12 protein-coding genes and 2 tRNA genes are annotated in these 15,057 nt (G+C 66.2%); 9 read left to right on the top strand and 5 right to left on the bottom strand.

The window, feature by feature from the left end; genetic code table 11:
* Window positions 1-33 precede the first annotated feature (33 nt).
* The 4 genes from yidC to rpmH form a co-directional block, all read right to left on the bottom strand.
* Window positions 34-1,242 (bottom strand): membrane protein insertase YidC, encoded by a 1,209-nt coding sequence (gene yidC, locus AB4Z55_RS02450; RefSeq protein ID WP_004020971.1) that lies wholly within the window; start codon window positions 1,240-1,242, stop codon window positions 34-36.
* Window positions 1,243-1,269: 27 nt separating this feature from the next.
* Window positions 1,270-1,602, bottom strand: a complete 333-nt coding sequence (gene yidD, locus AB4Z55_RS02445) for a membrane protein insertion efficiency factor YidD (RefSeq protein WP_239403648.1) — start codon at window positions 1,600-1,602, stop codon at window positions 1,270-1,272.
* Between the two features lie 92 nt (window positions 1,603-1,694).
* Window positions 1,695-2,120 carry a ribonuclease P protein component gene (gene rnpA, locus AB4Z55_RS02440; RefSeq protein WP_239403599.1) on the bottom strand — a complete coding sequence of 142 codons (426 nt, stop codon included), beginning with the start codon at window positions 2,118-2,120 and terminating at the stop codon, window positions 1,695-1,697.
* Between the two features lie 46 nt (window positions 2,121-2,166).
* Window positions 2,167-2,310, bottom strand: a complete 144-nt coding sequence (gene rpmH / locus AB4Z55_RS02435; RefSeq protein WP_004020968.1) for a 50S ribosomal protein L34 — start codon at window positions 2,308-2,310, stop codon at window positions 2,167-2,169.
* Between the two features lie 501 nt (window positions 2,311-2,811).
* On the opposite strand from rpmH, the gene dnaA reads away from it, so the two are divergent.
* The 9 genes from dnaA to AB4Z55_RS02390 all read left to right on the top strand — a co-directional run bounded on the left by dnaA (window position 2,812) and on the right by AB4Z55_RS02390 (window position 14,372).
* Window positions 2,812-4,320 (top strand): chromosomal replication initiator protein DnaA, encoded by a 1,509-nt coding sequence (gene dnaA / locus AB4Z55_RS02430; protein ID WP_039866015.1) that lies wholly within the window; start codon window positions 2,812-2,814, stop codon window positions 4,318-4,320.
* 643 nt (window positions 4,321-4,963) lie between these two features.
* The gene (gene dnaN / locus AB4Z55_RS02425) at window positions 4,964-6,133 is read left to right on the top strand and encodes a DNA polymerase III subunit beta (RefSeq protein WP_064571351.1); all 1,170 of its coding nucleotides are present in this window, start codon (window positions 4,964-4,966) and stop codon (window positions 6,131-6,133) included.
* Between the two features lie 42 nt (window positions 6,134-6,175).
* Complete coding sequence (gene recF / locus AB4Z55_RS02420) at window positions 6,176-7,414, top strand: DNA replication/repair protein RecF (protein WP_248644183.1); 1,239 nt, start codon at window positions 6,176-6,178, stop codon at window positions 7,412-7,414.
* Window positions 7,407-7,994, top strand: a complete 588-nt coding sequence (locus tag AB4Z55_RS02415) for a DUF721 family protein (RefSeq protein WP_239403597.1) — start codon at window positions 7,407-7,409, stop codon at window positions 7,992-7,994. Before recF ends, AB4Z55_RS02415 begins: the two co-directional genes overlap by 8 nt.
* Window positions 7,995-8,336: 342 nt before the next feature.
* Window positions 8,337-10,400, top strand: coding sequence for a DNA topoisomerase (ATP-hydrolyzing) subunit B (gene gyrB / locus AB4Z55_RS02410; protein ID WP_004020963.1), 2,064 nt, complete (start codon window positions 8,337-8,339; stop codon window positions 10,398-10,400).
* Window positions 10,401-10,501: 101 nt separating this feature from the next.
* Complete coding sequence (gyrA, locus tag AB4Z55_RS02405; RefSeq protein WP_101820438.1) at window positions 10,502-12,991, top strand: DNA gyrase subunit A; 2,490 nt, start codon at window positions 10,502-10,504, stop codon at window positions 12,989-12,991.
* A gap of 117 nt (window positions 12,992-13,108) precedes the next feature.
* Complete coding sequence (locus AB4Z55_RS02400) at window positions 13,109-14,095, top strand: DUF3566 domain-containing protein (RefSeq protein ID WP_369519045.1); 987 nt, start codon at window positions 13,109-13,111, stop codon at window positions 14,093-14,095.
* A 66-nt stretch (window positions 14,096-14,161) separates the two neighbouring features.
* A tRNA-Ile gene (locus AB4Z55_RS02395) sits at window positions 14,162-14,235 on the top strand.
* Window positions 14,236-14,296: 61 nt separating this feature from the next.
* Window positions 14,297-14,372 (top strand) — tRNA-Ala (locus tag AB4Z55_RS02390).
* Window positions 14,373-14,442: 70 nt separating this feature from the next.
* Here AB4Z55_RS02390 and AB4Z55_RS02385 read toward each other — a convergent pair.
* Window positions 14,443-15,006, bottom strand: a complete 564-nt coding sequence (locus tag AB4Z55_RS02385; protein ID WP_248644187.1) for a helix-turn-helix transcriptional regulator — start codon at window positions 15,004-15,006, stop codon at window positions 14,443-14,445.
* Window positions 15,007-15,057 lie beyond the last annotated feature (51 nt).

Genomic DNA, 15,057 nt, shown 5'->3' with positions numbered 1-15,057 from the left:
ACTTCTGTGCTTCATCGAACAAGTCTGGGGCGGTCACCGTTTGCCACCGCGTTTGTTGCCGCGTTTGGCCGTCGACCGGCTTCCGCGGTTGTGGTTCTGTTTCTTGCCCGGTGCGGCGCCTGCTCCGGGACGCGTGGGTTTCTGGCCGGGCTTGGGTTTGGCGCCGGCCGCGGTGTCCGGTGCGGCGGGCGTGGACTCGCCGGCCGGAGTGGCGTCGGTCTCCACCGCGTCGGCGTCGGGCTCGTCCGTGGACCCGTCCTTGGACAGCGAGACACCGGTCGAATCCGTGCCATTGCTGTTCGTGGCAGCGTTGCGCTTCTTCCGGTCGGGCCGCACACCCGGCTTCGGGGCGTTCGCCTTCAGCTTCTCCTGCTTGAGGAGCTTGGCCTCTTCCTCTTCCTTGGCGATGTTGCCGAAGACGATGTGCTGCTGGCCGTAGGTCCAGATGTTGTTGCTCATCCAGTAGAGGAGGATGGCGACCGGGAAGAACGGACCGGTGATGAGGATGCCGATCGGGAAGATGTACAGAGCGAGGTTGTTCATCATCCGCGTCTGCGGGTTCTCCAGCGCCGCCTCGGGCTGACGGGCAACCGAAGCTCGGGAGTTCATGTGCGTGGCGATCGACGCGATGATCATCATCGGCACGACGACGTACGCGATCTGCGGCCGGGTGAAGTCGATGGGGGAGCCCGGCTCGACGAACGCCTGGAACTCGGTGGCCGGCTCGACCAGATAGGACGACAGCGGAACCCCGAAGAGGCGGGCGTCGAGGAAGTTCTGCACCTGATCGGCGCTGAAGACGTAGTTGCCCTGCGAACGGGTCTCGGCGGCACTCATGCCGAGCTGGCCCATGCCGGTACCCATGCGGTTGAACGAACGCAGCACGTGGAACAGACCGATGAACACCGGGATCTGCAGCAGCATCGGCAGGCACCCGAGCATCGGGTTGAACCCGTGCTCCTTCTGCAGCTTCTGCATCTCCTCGGTCATCTTGACCCGATCCTTGGCGTACTTCTTACGAATCGCCTGGAGCTGCGGATTGATCTCCTGCATCTTCTTCGTGGTGCGGATCTGCTTCACGAAGGGCTTGTAGAGAATCGCGCGCAGGGTGAACACGAGGAACACCACCGACAGAGCCCACGCGATACCGTTGCCACCCGGGGTGTCGGGCGTGACATGGCTGAAGAGCCAATGCCAGACCCACATGATCCCGGAGACCGGGTAATAGATGAAGTCGAGCACGGGTCAGTTACCCCTCACTTGTTGTACTCACAGAGCATGCGTCTCGCCGGACGCCTGCTGATGGTTTCGAGGTCGGTGCGCTCCGGTCATCCCGCCCCACAGGCCGCGGCACAGTTCGCCGAAGCCGCGTTCGGGGACCGGGTCGTAACCGGGTCTGTGCCACGGCCCGCACTTGGCGAGTCGGACGATCGACAACACCGAGCCGTACAGAAAGCCGTGTCGGTCGAGCGCTTCGACCGCGTAGCCCGAGCAGGTGGGCTCGAACCGGCACGACGGTAGGCGCATCGGGGACACCCAGGTGCGATACAGCTCGATGAGGAAGATGACGGTGCGGCGGGGGAGGAGACGCACCCCCCGCATGAGGCGCGCGCCGGCCGCGGCCGAGGACTCGGAACCCGGCGGCGTCTCGGCGTGGTGTTCAGACGACGTGGCGTCGGGGGTTCCGCTCATGGCTACGACCCCACCCTCTCGGCCGGGACCGCAGCCGCAGCGGACAGGCCTGCGACCCGCTTGCTCGCGAACGCGTCACGGAGCTGGTCGGCGAGATCATCGCTGGATCGGTCTGCGGCACTGCGGCGAGCCCGGATGACCACGTAGGTCTCCGGGGGAAGGAGATGTGATGCATCCGTGAACGCGGCACGCAGACGTCGTGCCACGAGATGGCGGGTCACCGCGTTGCCGACGGACTTGCTGACGACAAGCCCGAGCCAGGGGCCGCCGACCATCGCGACATCCCGACGCAGACCTCGCGGGTCCGGCCAGTTCCGACCGACCATCGCGAGATGCACGACGAAGTCACGACTGTTCACCCGCGCACCGGACTTCAGGGTGCGAGAGAAGTCGGATCCCCGTGAGATCCGATGAAGGGGCGCAGTCATCGAACAGCTGACCGGATCCGCGGACGGATCCGGTGAGAGCCGACGATCAGGCGGTGAGCTTCGCGCGGCCCTTGGAACGGCGGCCGCTGACGATGGCACGCCCGGCGCGGGTCCGCATGCGCAGACGGAAACCGTGCACGCGTGCGCGACGACGGTTGTTCGGCTGGAAAGTACGCTTGCCCTTGGCCACGGTGACTCCTTGTGCTCCCTGTGGGCACGCCGGTTACCCGGGCATGACCCACATGTTGTGGTTGGTCTGTTGATCCAGGACGGTGCCGAACTGGTGTCGGTGATGACTCGGCGAACACGAACGATCGCCGCGCAAATCCGCAACCTGGATGACCAGTCGAGACTACTGACACCGAGCGTTCAAATCAAACGACGGGATCGCCTCGGGGGTACCGCCCCCCGACCAGTGTGTTCTGAACCACGAAAGCAAGATTCTCAGCAGATTCGAGTCAAACGTCCCGATCGCTTTGTGGCCCCCGGTCACCTCTGTTACGTTCCTTCACAGCGTCGGCCACCCGCCTGCCGAGGAACACCCTCGGGGGCCTGGCTCAGACCGAAGTCCCCAGCTCGTCGTCACCTTTGTACACAGGTGTGGATAACCCTGTGGAAAGATGCGGTCTCCGGCGCCGATGTCACCAGTCTCGTCAACGCTGGTAGTTTTCCGGACCAGGAGGCCAGCCCCGTGACTTCAGACCGAGACACTTTCGGCGAGGTGTGGCAGCAGGTCGTCGCCGAACTCAACGACGACGAAGCCGCACGCGACCACGAACCACTGACACGCCAGCAGAAGGCGTGGCTGTCGCTGGTTCGACCCCTCACACTCACCGAGGGTTTCGCCCTGCTGACCGTGCCGACGGCATTGGTCCAGGAACAGATCGAACGAAATCTCCGCGAGACCATCCGCTCGGTCCTGAGCCGTCACCTCGAGGAGCCCGTCGACCTCGGGGTACGTATCGCGACCCCGCGCAACGACGAGCCGGTGCCCGAGGCGCCGGTACCCGACGCTCGTCCGATCGGTGGACGCGCCGCGGCCGCCGACTACGCTGCTGCCCCGGTCAATGCCGGTCTGGGCTCGGCCCCCGTGTCGGAGTCCCCGCGGCCGTCCGGCGACTGGGCGTCGTACTTCGCCGAGCGACCCACGTCCACGCCGCCGGCAACCGGGGCAAACCTCAACCCCAAGTACACCTTTGACACATTCGTCATCGGTGCGTCGAATCGTTTCGCGCACGCCTCGGCGGTGGCGGTGTCGGAAGCCCCGGCACGGGCCTACAACCCGTTGTTCATCTGGGGCGAGTCCGGTCTGGGCAAGACGCACCTGCTGCACGCCGCGGGACACTACGCACAGCGCCTCTTCCCGGGCATGCGGGTGAAGTACGTGTCCACCGAGGAGTTCACCAACGACTTCATCAACTCGCTGCGCGACGACCGACGGGTGGCGTTCAAGCGCCGGTACCGCGACGTCGATGTCCTGCTCGTCGACGACATCCAGTTCCTGGTGGGCAAAGAAGGTATCCAGGAAGAGTTCTTCCATACCTTCAACACCCTGCACAACGCGAGCAAGCAGATCGTCATCTCCTCCGATCGACCGCCGAAACAGCTTGCGACACTGGAAGATCGGCTCAGGACGCGGTTCGAGTGGGGACTGATCACCGATGTCCAGCCGCCCGATCTGGAGACGCGGATCGCGATCCTGCGCAAGAAGGCGCAGATGGACAACATCGCGGTGCCCGACGACGTCCTCGAACTCATCGCGTCGAAGATCGAACGCAACATCCGCGAACTCGAGGGGGCGCTGATCCGCGTCACCGCGTTCGCCTCGCTCAACGACGCCGCACTCGACAAGTCCCTCGCCGACGTCGTCCTGCAGGCGCTGCTGCCCAATTCGGGGACCCTCGAGGTCAGTGCGGCGAGCATTCTCGCGATCACCGCCGAATACTTCGACATCTCCGTCGAGGAACTGCGCGGTCCCGGTAAGACACGATCGATCGCCCAGGCACGTCAGATCTCCATGTACCTGTGTCGGGAACTCACGGACCTCTCGTTGCCGAAGATCGGGGAGACCTTCGACCGCGACCACACCACCGTGATGTACGCCGAACGCAAGATCCGCAAGGAGATGGCGGAGCGACGTCGGGTCTACGACCACGTCCAGGAGCTCACCGCACGCATCAAACAGCGTGCCGTCGGCTGAGACGCCCTCTCCCGTATCTGTAGCTCTCTCGCACCCCCGAGGCCGCATCGGCCCGGGGGTGCGGTCGTCTCACGGTCCGACGCCGGCGACCGGATTCAGCGGGCCCGAAGGCCAACTCTGTTCCTCGGGTCGAGGGTCGCGGACGCCGTCCGACGACTTGTCGTCTTCGGATCCGGCAACGAACGGCCCTGGTCGCGATTGATCACCAGTTGTGGATGATCCTTGGGATAACCCCGGTCGGCATGTGCACCGACGGTGGACGCCGCGCGAACAACATGAAAACTCCACACCGGTGCCCGGATCCGCTCGACGTTGCTCCACCGGTCATGCACACGCTCACACCCATCCGGACTGGCCCGATGGCATGGTTGTCCACAGATTGCACAGCTCCTATTACTGAGATGGATCCCTCTAGAAAGAGAATCTTTTGTAAGAAGGTCTGTGCACAGACCGTTGCCGATCGGCGCGCTCGGACGCCGCCGGTACGAGGGCCGGACTTGCCCCCAACCACTCCGGCTCGGGCAGTGGCGTTCTACAGTGGGATTCCCGGATGCGGGATCCCACTCCAGGCCGGCCGACCCACTGTGGCGCCGACCCGGCGATCCAGGCGGGAACGAGAACGAGAGAAGGGCAACCTCCCAGCATGAAGTTTCGTGTCGCGCGTGACGAGTTCGCTGATTCCGTCGCCTGGGTCGCTCGCAGTCTCCCGTCTCGTCCGCCCGTCCCGGTTCTCGGTTGTGTCGTGCTCAACGTCGGTGAGACGGGCCTGACCGTCTCGGGCTTCGACTACGAGGTCTCGGCGCAGGAGAACCTCGGCGCGGAGGTCGCCGAGCCCGGGCAGGTGCTGGTCTCCGGCCGGCTTCTCGCCGACATCACCAAGGCCCTGCCGAACAAGCCGGTCGACGTGACCCTCGACGGCTCGCGCGTCGCGATCACCTGTGGCAGCGCGAAGTTCTCCCTTCCGACGATGCCGGTCGAGGACTACCCGCAGTTGCCCGACGTCCCGTCCATCACCGGCACGATCCCGTCGCAGCTGTTCGCCGAGGCCATCTCCCAGGTGGCCGTGGCAGCCGGCAAGGACGACACGCTGCCGATGCTGACCGGCGTGCGCGTCGAGATCGAGGGCAATTCCGTCGTTCTCGCCGCGACCGACCGATTCCGTCTCGCGGTGCGCGAATTGCAGTGGGAGCCTTCTGATCCCGACACGAAGGGTGCCGTTCTGGTCCCGGCCAAGACGCTGTCGGAGAGCGCCAAGACCGCAGGTGCCGAGGGCACCGGCGTCGTCTCCCTGGCCTTCGGCGGGGGCGCGGCCATCGGATCCGACGGCATCCTCGGCATCCTCGGCGAGACCAAGAAGACCACCACCCGCCTGCTCGACGCGGAGTTCCCGAAGTTCCGTCAGCTGCTGCCGGCCAGCCACACCGCCGTCGCCACCATCGACAGCGGCCCGCTGATCGAGGCGATTCGACGTGTGGCCCTGGTCGCCGAGCGCGGTGCGCAGGTCCGGATGGAGTTCTCCGAGGGATCCGTGCTGCTCACCGCAGGTGGCGACGAGGCAGGCAAGGCCGAAGAAGAGCTACCGGTGTCGTTCCAGGGCGAACCCCTCACGATCGCGTTCAACCCCGGCTACCTGCAGGACGGACTGTCGGCGATCAACGCCGACGCGGTGGACTTCGGGTTCACCACGCCCAGCCGGCCCGCCGTTCTCCGTCCGGCCGGCGGCGAGGATCCGGTCGCGGACGAGTCCGGCGCCTTCGTCGCCCCGGAGAGCGCATTCAGCTACCTGTTGATGCCCGTCCGCCTTCCGGGCTGACGGCCGCCGCCGGCCTCGCGTCACCAGGATCGACGCCGACTCGTGTTCGTCCGTGAGCTGCATCTGAGGGATTTCCGATCGTGGCGGGCCGTCGATCTCGATCTGGCCCCCGGTCCGACCGTCTTCACCGGCCGCAACGGCTTCGGCAAGACCAACCTGCTCGAGGCGCTCTTCTATCTCTCCACCCTCCGGTCGCATCGTGTGAGTTCCGACGCGCCGCTGGTACACGCGGGATCCGCGTCGGCCTCGGTGATCGCGACCGTCGAGAACGACGGCCGCGAACTGACCGCGGATCTACGGATCAACGCCGAGGGCGCCAACAAGGCCGCGATCAACCAGAGTCCGGCACGCCGACCCCGTGATCTGCTCGGGATCCTCCGCACGGTGCTGTTCGCGCCGGAGGATCTGTCCCTGGTGCGGGGGGATCCGAGCGACCGGCGGCGCTTCGTCGACGAGCTCGTCGCTCAGCGGGGTCCACGTCTGGCCGCAGCCCGCGCCGATTACGACCGGGTCCTCCGCCAGCGGTCTGCCTTGCTCAAGACCGCCGCCGCAGCGCTGAGACGTGGTGGGGACCAGGCAGATTCGGTGATCAGCACGCTCGATGTCTGGGACGGTCAGCTCGCGGATCTCGGTGGTCAGGTGGTGTCGGCGCGGTTGTCGGTACTCGCGGAGCTCGAACCCCATTTCACCGGTTCGTACGCATCGATCGCGCCGCATTCCCGACCGGCCGTGCTCCGATACCGGCCCGCGGGGGGTGCGGAGATCGACGAACGCACGCCCGAGGCGATCGCCGACGTGCTGGCGCTACGCCTGACCGAGTTGCGCGACAAGGAGATCGAGCGCGGCCTGTGTCTCGTCGGCCCGCATCGCGACGACATCGACATCGTCCTCGGCAGCGATATCGCGAAAGGTTTTGCCTCCCATGGGGAATCCTGGTCGTTGGCCCTGGCTTTGCGCCTGGGATCCGTCGAGCTGACCCGTGCGGAGGGTGTCGAGCCGGTGATCATGCTCGACGACGTGTTCGCCGAACTCGACGCCAAGCGGCGTGCCCAACTCGTCGAGTTCACCGCCGGTGCCGAACAGCTGCTGATCACCGCTGCCGTGGCGGAGGACATCCCCGAGCGGATCGGCGGACGGCGAATCGGTGTCGACGTCGTCGACGACGACGAGGGACGGCGTTCGCACATCGTCGACGTCAACGGCGCCGGGGCTCCCGAGGATGATGACGATGACCGCGAGGGTGACGACGAGGTGGCCGCGGGGGAGGGAACCCATGAGTGAGGACCACCCATCCGCTTCTCCGGATGATCCCATCGAGCCGGCGCCGCGCCCGACGCCGCCGGGTGAGCTGGGCGGATACGAACGCGCCCGCAAGGCACTCGAAGAGGCCCGTGCGCAGGCCCGCGCCGCGGGGAAGTCCGTCGGTCGGGGTCGGGCGTCGCCGGTGCGTCGGGTACCGCGGGGATCCCAGGGTCGCCGACGCTGGTCCGGCTCCGGACCCGATGCGCGGGATCCGCAGCCGTTCGGCAGGCTCGTCGGAGGTCTGGCGAAGGAACGCGGCTGGCAGGAGAAGATCGGCGAAGGCACCCTGTTCGGCATGTGGGAGCAGATCGTGGGTTCCGACATCGCTGCACACTCGAAGCCGGTTGCTCTGCGCGACAACGTACTCCACGTCCAGGCCGAGTCGACGGCATGGGCGACCCAACTCCGTTACGTCCAGTCGCAGATCCTCGCCAAGATCGCGGCCGCCATCGGCAACGGTCAGGTCACCTCGTTGCGGATCAGTGGCCCGAAGGGGCCGTCGTGGCGCAAGGGCGAGCGGCATGTGCGAGGCCGGGGCCCGCGCGACACCTACGGCTGATGCGTCGCTAGCAGAGTCGCCGGCACTTTACTAGTTGCTGAGCCTCGTGGGCCGTTTTACATCCCCAAGCCACGATCGACCCGGGATGAAGCCAAGAAAATCGATCTGAGGGCCTGTTAGCGGCCCCGGATGCGCGTTCCAGGGCGAGTCAGGCAGTACACTGTGGGGAGTTGTCCCGACAGGGGTGCACAACAACAGACAGACAGCGCCTTCAGGCTACCCGGATCCACACACCGGGTATCCCTGTGTGCGTAGCCGCCGTGTGCCCCGTCGAGAAGGATCGACGACGGATCCGGAGACCCCCTGATCCGTCGATGAGCAGAACAGGAGCGGACGCACCTCGTGGCCGACACCAGCGACACCGGACCGAAGAAGAACAAGAAGAAGCCGTCAGAGTATGGCGCCGATTCGATCAACATCCTCGAAGGTCTGGAAGCCGTCCGCAAACGGCCCGGCATGTACATCGGATCCACCGGTGAACGAGGCCTTCACCACCTGATCTGGGAGGTCGTCGACAACTCCGTCGACGAGGCGATGGCCGGTTTCGCCTCTCGGGTCGACGTGACGCTCCTCGCCGACGGCGGTGTGCAGGTCGTCGACGACGGTCGTGGCATCCCGACCGGCATGCACCGGACCGGCGTGCCGACCGTCGAGGTCGTCATGACCCAGCTGCACGCCGGCGGCAAATTCGACTCCGACGCCTATGCGGTGTCCGGTGGTCTGCACGGTGTCGGCATCTCGGTGGTCAACGCGTTGTCCACCAAGGTCGAGCTGGAGATCCAGAACGACGGCTACAACTGGGAGCAGACCTACAGCTACGCCAAGCCCGGCGCCCTGGAGCAGGGGAGCGCGACGCGCAAGACCGGCACCACCGTCCGGTTCTGGCCGGACCCCGAGATCTTCACCGAGACCACGCGATTCAACGCCGAGACGGTCGCGCGTCGACTGCAGGAGATGGCGTTCCTGAACAAGGGCCTCACCATCACGCTGACCGATCAGCGCCCGCAGGCCGTCGAGCCGCCGGGTGATGCCGACGGCGACGAGGACGGCGGCAGCACCGAGGCCGCCGAGGTGGTGAAGTCCGAGGAGGAGAAGGCTGCCGCGGCGGCCAAGCCGAAGACCCGCACGTACCACTACCCCGACGGACTCGTCGACTACATCAAACATCTCAACCGCACCAAGCAGTCGATCCACAACACGGTGATCGGATTCAACGCCAAGGGTGACGGCCACGAGGTCGAGATCGCGATGCAGTGGAACGCCGGCTACTCCGAGTCGGTCCACACCTTCGCCAACACCATCAACACCCACGAGGGCGGCACCCACGAAGAGGGGTTCCGCGCGGCGCTGACCAGCACGGTCAACAAGTACGCGCTGGACAAGAAGCTGCTCAAGGAGAAAGACGGCAAGCTCACCGGTGATGACATCCGCGAGGGTCTCGCGGCGGTCATCTCGGTGAAGGTCTCGGACCCGCAGTTCGAGGGCCAGACCAAGACCAAGCTGGGCAACACCGAGGTCAAGGGCTTCGTCCAGCGGACCTGCAACGAGCACCTGGGTCACTGGTTCGAGGCGAATCCGGCCGAGGCCAAGATCATCGTGAAGAAGGCCGTCGACTCGTCGCAGGCGCGCATGGCCGCACGCCGCGCGCGCGAGATGGTGCGTCGGAAGACCGCCACCGACATCGGCGGTCTCCCCGGCAAGCTCGCCGACTGCCGCAGCAACGACCCGACCAAGTGCGAGGTCTACATCGTGGAGGGCGACTCGGCCGGCGGCAGCGCCAAGTCGGGCCGCGACTCGATGTACCAGGCGATCCTCCCGCTGCGCGGCAAGATCATCAACGTCGAGAAGGCGCGCATCGACCGCGTGCTGAAGAACGCCGAGGTGCAGTCGATCATCACCGCGTTCGGCACCGGCATCCACGACGAGTTCGACATCTCCAAGCTCCGCTATCACAAGATCGTGCTGATGGCCGATGCCGACGTGGACGGCCAGCACATCTCGACGCTGCTGCTGACCCTGCTGTTCCGTTTCATGCGGCCGCTCATCGAGCACGGTCACGTGTTCCTGGCCATGCCGCCGCTGTACAAGCTCAAGTGGCAGAAGTCGGCGCCCGAGTTCGCGTACTCCGACCGCGAGCGGGACGGACTGCTCGAGGCCGGCCGCGCGGCGGGCAAGAAGATCAACACCGACGACGGCATCCAGCGCTACAAGGGTCTCGGCGAGATGAACGCCAAGGAACTGTGGGAGACCACGATGGACCCGGCGGTGCGCGTCCTGCGCCAGGTGACCCTCGACGATGCCGCGGCCGCCGACGAACTGTTCTCCATCCTCATGGGTGAGGACGTCGCCGCTCGCCGCAGCTTCATCGCCCGCAACGCGAAAGACGTTCGCTTCCTCGATGTCTGATCGCCAAACGGTTGGCTCCGAGCCGCTGATCCGCACCCCGCTGGTTGAGGTGCGAGGAGCGCTAGCGACGAGCCTCGAAACCACTGGCAGAAAGAATTCAAATGACTGACACCACCCTGCCGCCCGCCGGCGGTGAAGGCGATCGCATCGAGCCCGTCGATCTCGGGCAGGAGATGCAGAAGAGCTACATCGATTACGCGATGAGCGTCATCGTGGGCCGCGCTCTTCCCGAGGTCCGCGACGGCCTGAAGCCGGTGCACCGCCGGCTCCTCTATGCATCCTTCGACGCCGGGTTCCGGCCGGATCGCAGCTACGTGAAGTCGGCGAAACCCGTTGCGGAGACGATGGGTAACTACCATCCGCACGGCGACACCGCGATCTACGACGCCCTGGTGCGTCTCGCCCAGCCGTGGTCGATGCGGTACCCGCTCATCGACGGCCAGGGCAACTTCGGCTCACGCGGCAACGACGGTGCGGCCGCCATGCGGTACACCGAGGCTCGCCTCACCCCGCTCGCGATGGAGATGTTGCGCGACATCGGCGAGGAGACAGTCGATTTCGTCCCGAACTACGACGGCAAGACGAACGAGCCGACGGTTCTGCCGGCCCGTATCCCGAACCTCCTGATCAACGGATCCGGCGGCATCGCGGTCGGTATGGCGACGAACATGCCGCCGCACAACCTCAATGAGGTTGCCGACGCGGTGTTCTGGGCACTGGAGAACCACGACGCCGACGACGAGACCACTCTCGCGGCGTGCATGGAGTGCATCAAGGGTCCCGATTTCCCCACCGCCGGACTGATCGTCGGCAGCCAGGGCATCAAGGACGCCTACATGACCGGGCGCGGCAGCATCCGCATGCGCAGCGTCGTCGACATCGAAGAGAACAAGGGGACCACCACGCTGGTGGTCACCGAGTTGCCGTACCAGGTCAACCCGGACAACCTCATCCAGTCGATCGCCGAGCAGGTCAACGAAGGAAAACTGAAGGGCATCAGCCGGATCGAGGACCAGTCCTCGGACCGCGTCGGCATGCGCATCGTGGTGACACTGCGCCGCGACGCCGTCGCCAAGGTCGTGCTGAACAACCTGTACAAGCACAGCCAGCTCCAGACCAGCTTCGGCGCCAACATGCTGTCCATCGTCGACGGCGTGCCGCGCACCCTGCGTCTGGATCAGATGATCCGCTACTACGTGGCGCACCAGATCGATGTCATCGTGCGTCGTACCCGGTACCGGTTGCGCAAGGCCGAGGAACGCGCCCACATCCTGCGCGGCCTGGTGAAAGCCCTTGACGCCCTTGACGAAGTGATCGCGCTCATCCGCCGCTCGGCGAACACCGAGACCGCGCGGACCGGCCTGATCGATCTCCTCGACATCGACGAGATCCAGGCCGATGCGATCCTCGCGATGCAGCTGCGTCGCCTGTCTGCCCTCGAGCGTCAGAAGATCGTCGACGAGCTCGCCGAGATCGAACTCGAGATCGCCGACTACAAGGACATTCTCGACAAGCCGGAGCGTCAGCGCGCGATCGTGCGCGACGAGCTCAAGGAGGTCGTCGAGAAGTACGGCGACGAGCGTCGGACCAAGATCATCGCGGCCGACGGCGATGTCAGCGACGAGGACCTGATCGCGCGTGAAGACGTCGTCGTCACCATCACCGAGACCGGGTACGCCAAGCGCACCAAAACCGACCTCTACCGCAGCCAGCGTCGCGGCGGCAAGGGTGTGCAGGGAGCCGGGCTCAAGCAGGACGACATCGTCAAGCACTTCTTCGTGTGCTCGACCCACGACTGGATTCTGTTCTTCACCACCCGGGGTCGGGTCTACCGCGCCAAGGCCTACGAGCTGCCCGAGGCGAACCGCACCGCGCGGGGCCAGCACGTCGCCAACCTCCTGGCTTTCCAGCCGGAAGAGCGTATCGCCCAGGTCATTCAGCTCAAGACCTACGAAGACGCGCCCTACCTCGTGCTGGCCACCCGCAACGGTCTGGTGAAGAAGTCGCGACTCGTCGACTTCGACTCCAACCGTTCCGGCGGCATCGCGGCGATCAACCTGCGCGGCGAGGACGAACTGGTCGGTGCCCAGCTGTGCAGTGCCGACGACGATCTGCTCCTGGTCTCACAGAAGGGCCAGTCGATCCGCTTCCACGCCGACGACGAGGCCCTGCGGCCGATGGGCCGACAGACCTCCGGTGTCCAGGGCATGCGGTTCAACACCGACGACACCCTCCTGTCGCTCAACGTCGTCCGCGACGGCACCTACCTCCTGGTCGCGACGTCCGGTGGATACGCCAAACGAACCGGCATGGACGACTACCCGGTGCAGGGCCGAGGCGGCAAGGGTGTGCTGACCATCGCCCACGATCGCCGTCGCGGGGAACTGATCGGCGCCCTCATCGTCGACGACGACTCGGAGCTCTACGCCATCACCTCGGGCGGTGGTGTCATCCGCACCACGGCGAAGTCGGTGCGCAAGGCCGGTCGCCAGACCAAGGGTGTGCGCCTGATGAACATCGACGAGGGAACGACGGTCATCGCCATCGCCCGCAACGCCGACGAGCCGGACGAGACTGAGGTCTCCTCCTAGGCGTTAGGGTGAAGACCACTGTTTCGCGGCCCGCCGGCAGTCGGCGGGCCGGGGAACAGTGGGTTCGGACCCGGCGCCGAGCGAGCAACGTCAGAACGCCTGAGTGAGGGAATGTCTGTGAGCACACCGAACGAGCCGCATCAGGACCAGAACGGGCGCCCCGCCGGGGGGCCTGGGGGCCCCGGGACCGGTACCCCGACCGGGGGACTGGTGCCGCCCTGGCAGCGCGGACCCGCCGAGGATTCGGCCGCCGCACCGACCGAGACGTTCACTCGTGAGGGCGCGTCACGCCCCGGCGCCGACGGGAACCCGGGCGGCCCGCCGCCGAGCAACCCGGGCGGCCCGCCGCCGAGCAACCCGGGCGGCCCGCCGCAGAACAACCCGGGCGGCCCGCCGCAGAACAACCCGGGCGGCCCGCCGCAGAACAACCCGGGCGGCCCGCCGCCGCGCGGCGTCGTCACCAACAGCGGCACCGCCGCCGCCAGCATGAGCGGCCAGCAGGCGCCGGTGACCAAGCTCGAGAGTCCGCGCCGACCGGGTGCGGCGACGGCCACCGAGGAACCCGGCTTCGTCGAGTCACCGACCAGCACGATCGACCGAGGGCACCTGCCGGAGAACGACCTGCCCGATCTGGATCAGATCCACCACACGGCCGACCTGAAACGACCCGAGGCACCGCAGACGCCGCCGGGAGGCAAGTCGGCTCCGCGGTCGGCACCACGCCAGGTGCTCGCTGCGGGGACCGCGCTGCGCGCGTCGGTGCAGGTGCGTCGGATCGACCCGTGGGCGACGTTCAAGGTCGCGGCGGTCCTGTCGGTGGTCGGCTTCTTCATCTGGATGATCTCCGTGGCGGTGCTGTATCTGATCCTCGACGGCATGGGCGTGTGGGATCAGGTGAACAACAGCTTCGGAACACTCATGGCCGAGGAATCGAGCACGAGTGGTGACGTCATCGGGGCCGGCACCGTCTTCGGCGGTGCGGCCCTCCTGGGGGCCATCAACGCCATCCTGCTGACGGCGCTCGCGACGATCGGCAGCTACATCTACAACATCTGTGCCGACCTCGTCGGCGGCGCCGAGGTGACTCTCGCCGACCTCGACTGAGCGAGCTCCTGACCAGCCGTTTTGTTTGTTGGGGCATCGGTCGGGTAATCTCACTCCTCGGTTCAAGGGCCTATAGCTCAGGCGGTTAGAGCGCTTCGCTGATAACGAAGAGGTCGGAGGTTCAAGTCCTCCTAGGCCCACTGCGACAGATGTTTTCGAACATCGGAATTCGCATCCCGCCGAACCCATCCGGGTCGGTACGGGGCCTTAGCTCAGTTGGTAGAGCGCTGCCTTTGCAAGGCAGATGTCAGGAGTTCGAATCTCCTAGGCTCCACCACTTTCACCGAAGGCGACGATGCGGCTCGATGAGCCCTCGTCGCCTTCGGCGTTTCCACGATCCGCGGCTGTCACCCCAGCCGCACAACCGGCCGGTCACCATGTGGACCGAAGAGATGCAGGATCTCGACGGGGCTGTCGCCGGCCGGTCCGAACCAGTGTGGTGTCGTCGGATCGAACTGGGCCGTCTCGCCGGGTTCCAGGAGGTGCTCGTCGTCGGCGAGAAGTAGGCGCAGTCGCCCGGCGAGCACATAGAGCCAGGCGTGCCCCTCATGGGTGACGAGGTGCGGCTCGCGTGGGCCGAGGATGTGCTTGAACGCCCGTACCCGCCCCGGGTAGCCGGTGAGTGGAACGATGACACCCCCGGACGACACCGACCTCGGTTCGAGATGCACACGAGGATCAGCCGTGGGCGGTGCGTCGACGAGTTGATCGAGCGAGACCCGATACACCTTCGCGAGGGGGAGCAGGACGTCGAGCGTCGGCTGCCGCTTCCCGGTCTCCACCCGGGAGAGTGTGCTGATGGACAGTCCCGACTCCTCGGCCACAGCGGTCAGCGTGAGCGCCCGCGCGAGGCGGAGCGTGCGAAGCCGCGGACCGATCGCGCTGATCAGATCGTTCAGGTCCGCGGTCATGGCGTCATCTTTGCAGATTCCGCAAAAGCTCTCGCCGGTCGCGACTGCCGT

It is taken from the genome of Gordonia sp. ABKF26, from assembly GCF_041103195.1.
GTDB lineage: Bacteria > Actinomycetota > Actinomycetes > Mycobacteriales > Mycobacteriaceae > Gordonia > Gordonia terrae.
The sequence above is the reverse complement of the archived record's forward strand: the minus strand, read 5'-3'. Positions and strand labels throughout refer to the sequence as shown.

What these genes read in the sequence shown, in the direction of transcription:
- yidD (WP_239403648.1), bottom strand. Translation starts at nt 1,602, where the DNA reads ATGCGGGGGGTGCGTCTCCTCCCCCGCCGCACCGTCATCTTCCTCATC.
- rnpA (WP_239403599.1), bottom strand. Translation starts at nt 2,120, where the DNA reads ATGACTGCGCCCCTTCATCGGATCTCACGGGGATCCGACTTCTCTCGC.
- dnaN (WP_064571351.1), top strand. Translation starts at nt 4,964, where the DNA reads ATGAAGTTTCGTGTCGCGCGTGACGAGTTCGCTGATTCCGTCGCCTGG.
- AB4Z55_RS02415 (WP_239403597.1), top strand. Translation starts at nt 7,407, where the DNA reads ATGAGTGAGGACCACCCATCCGCTTCTCCGGATGATCCCATCGAGCCG.
- gyrA (WP_101820438.1), top strand. Translation starts at nt 10,502, where the DNA reads ATGACTGACACCACCCTGCCGCCCGCCGGCGGTGAAGGCGATCGCATC.
- AB4Z55_RS02385 (WP_248644187.1), bottom strand. Translation starts at nt 15,006, where the DNA reads ATGACCGCGGACCTGAACGATCTGATCAGCGCGATCGGTCCGCGGCTT.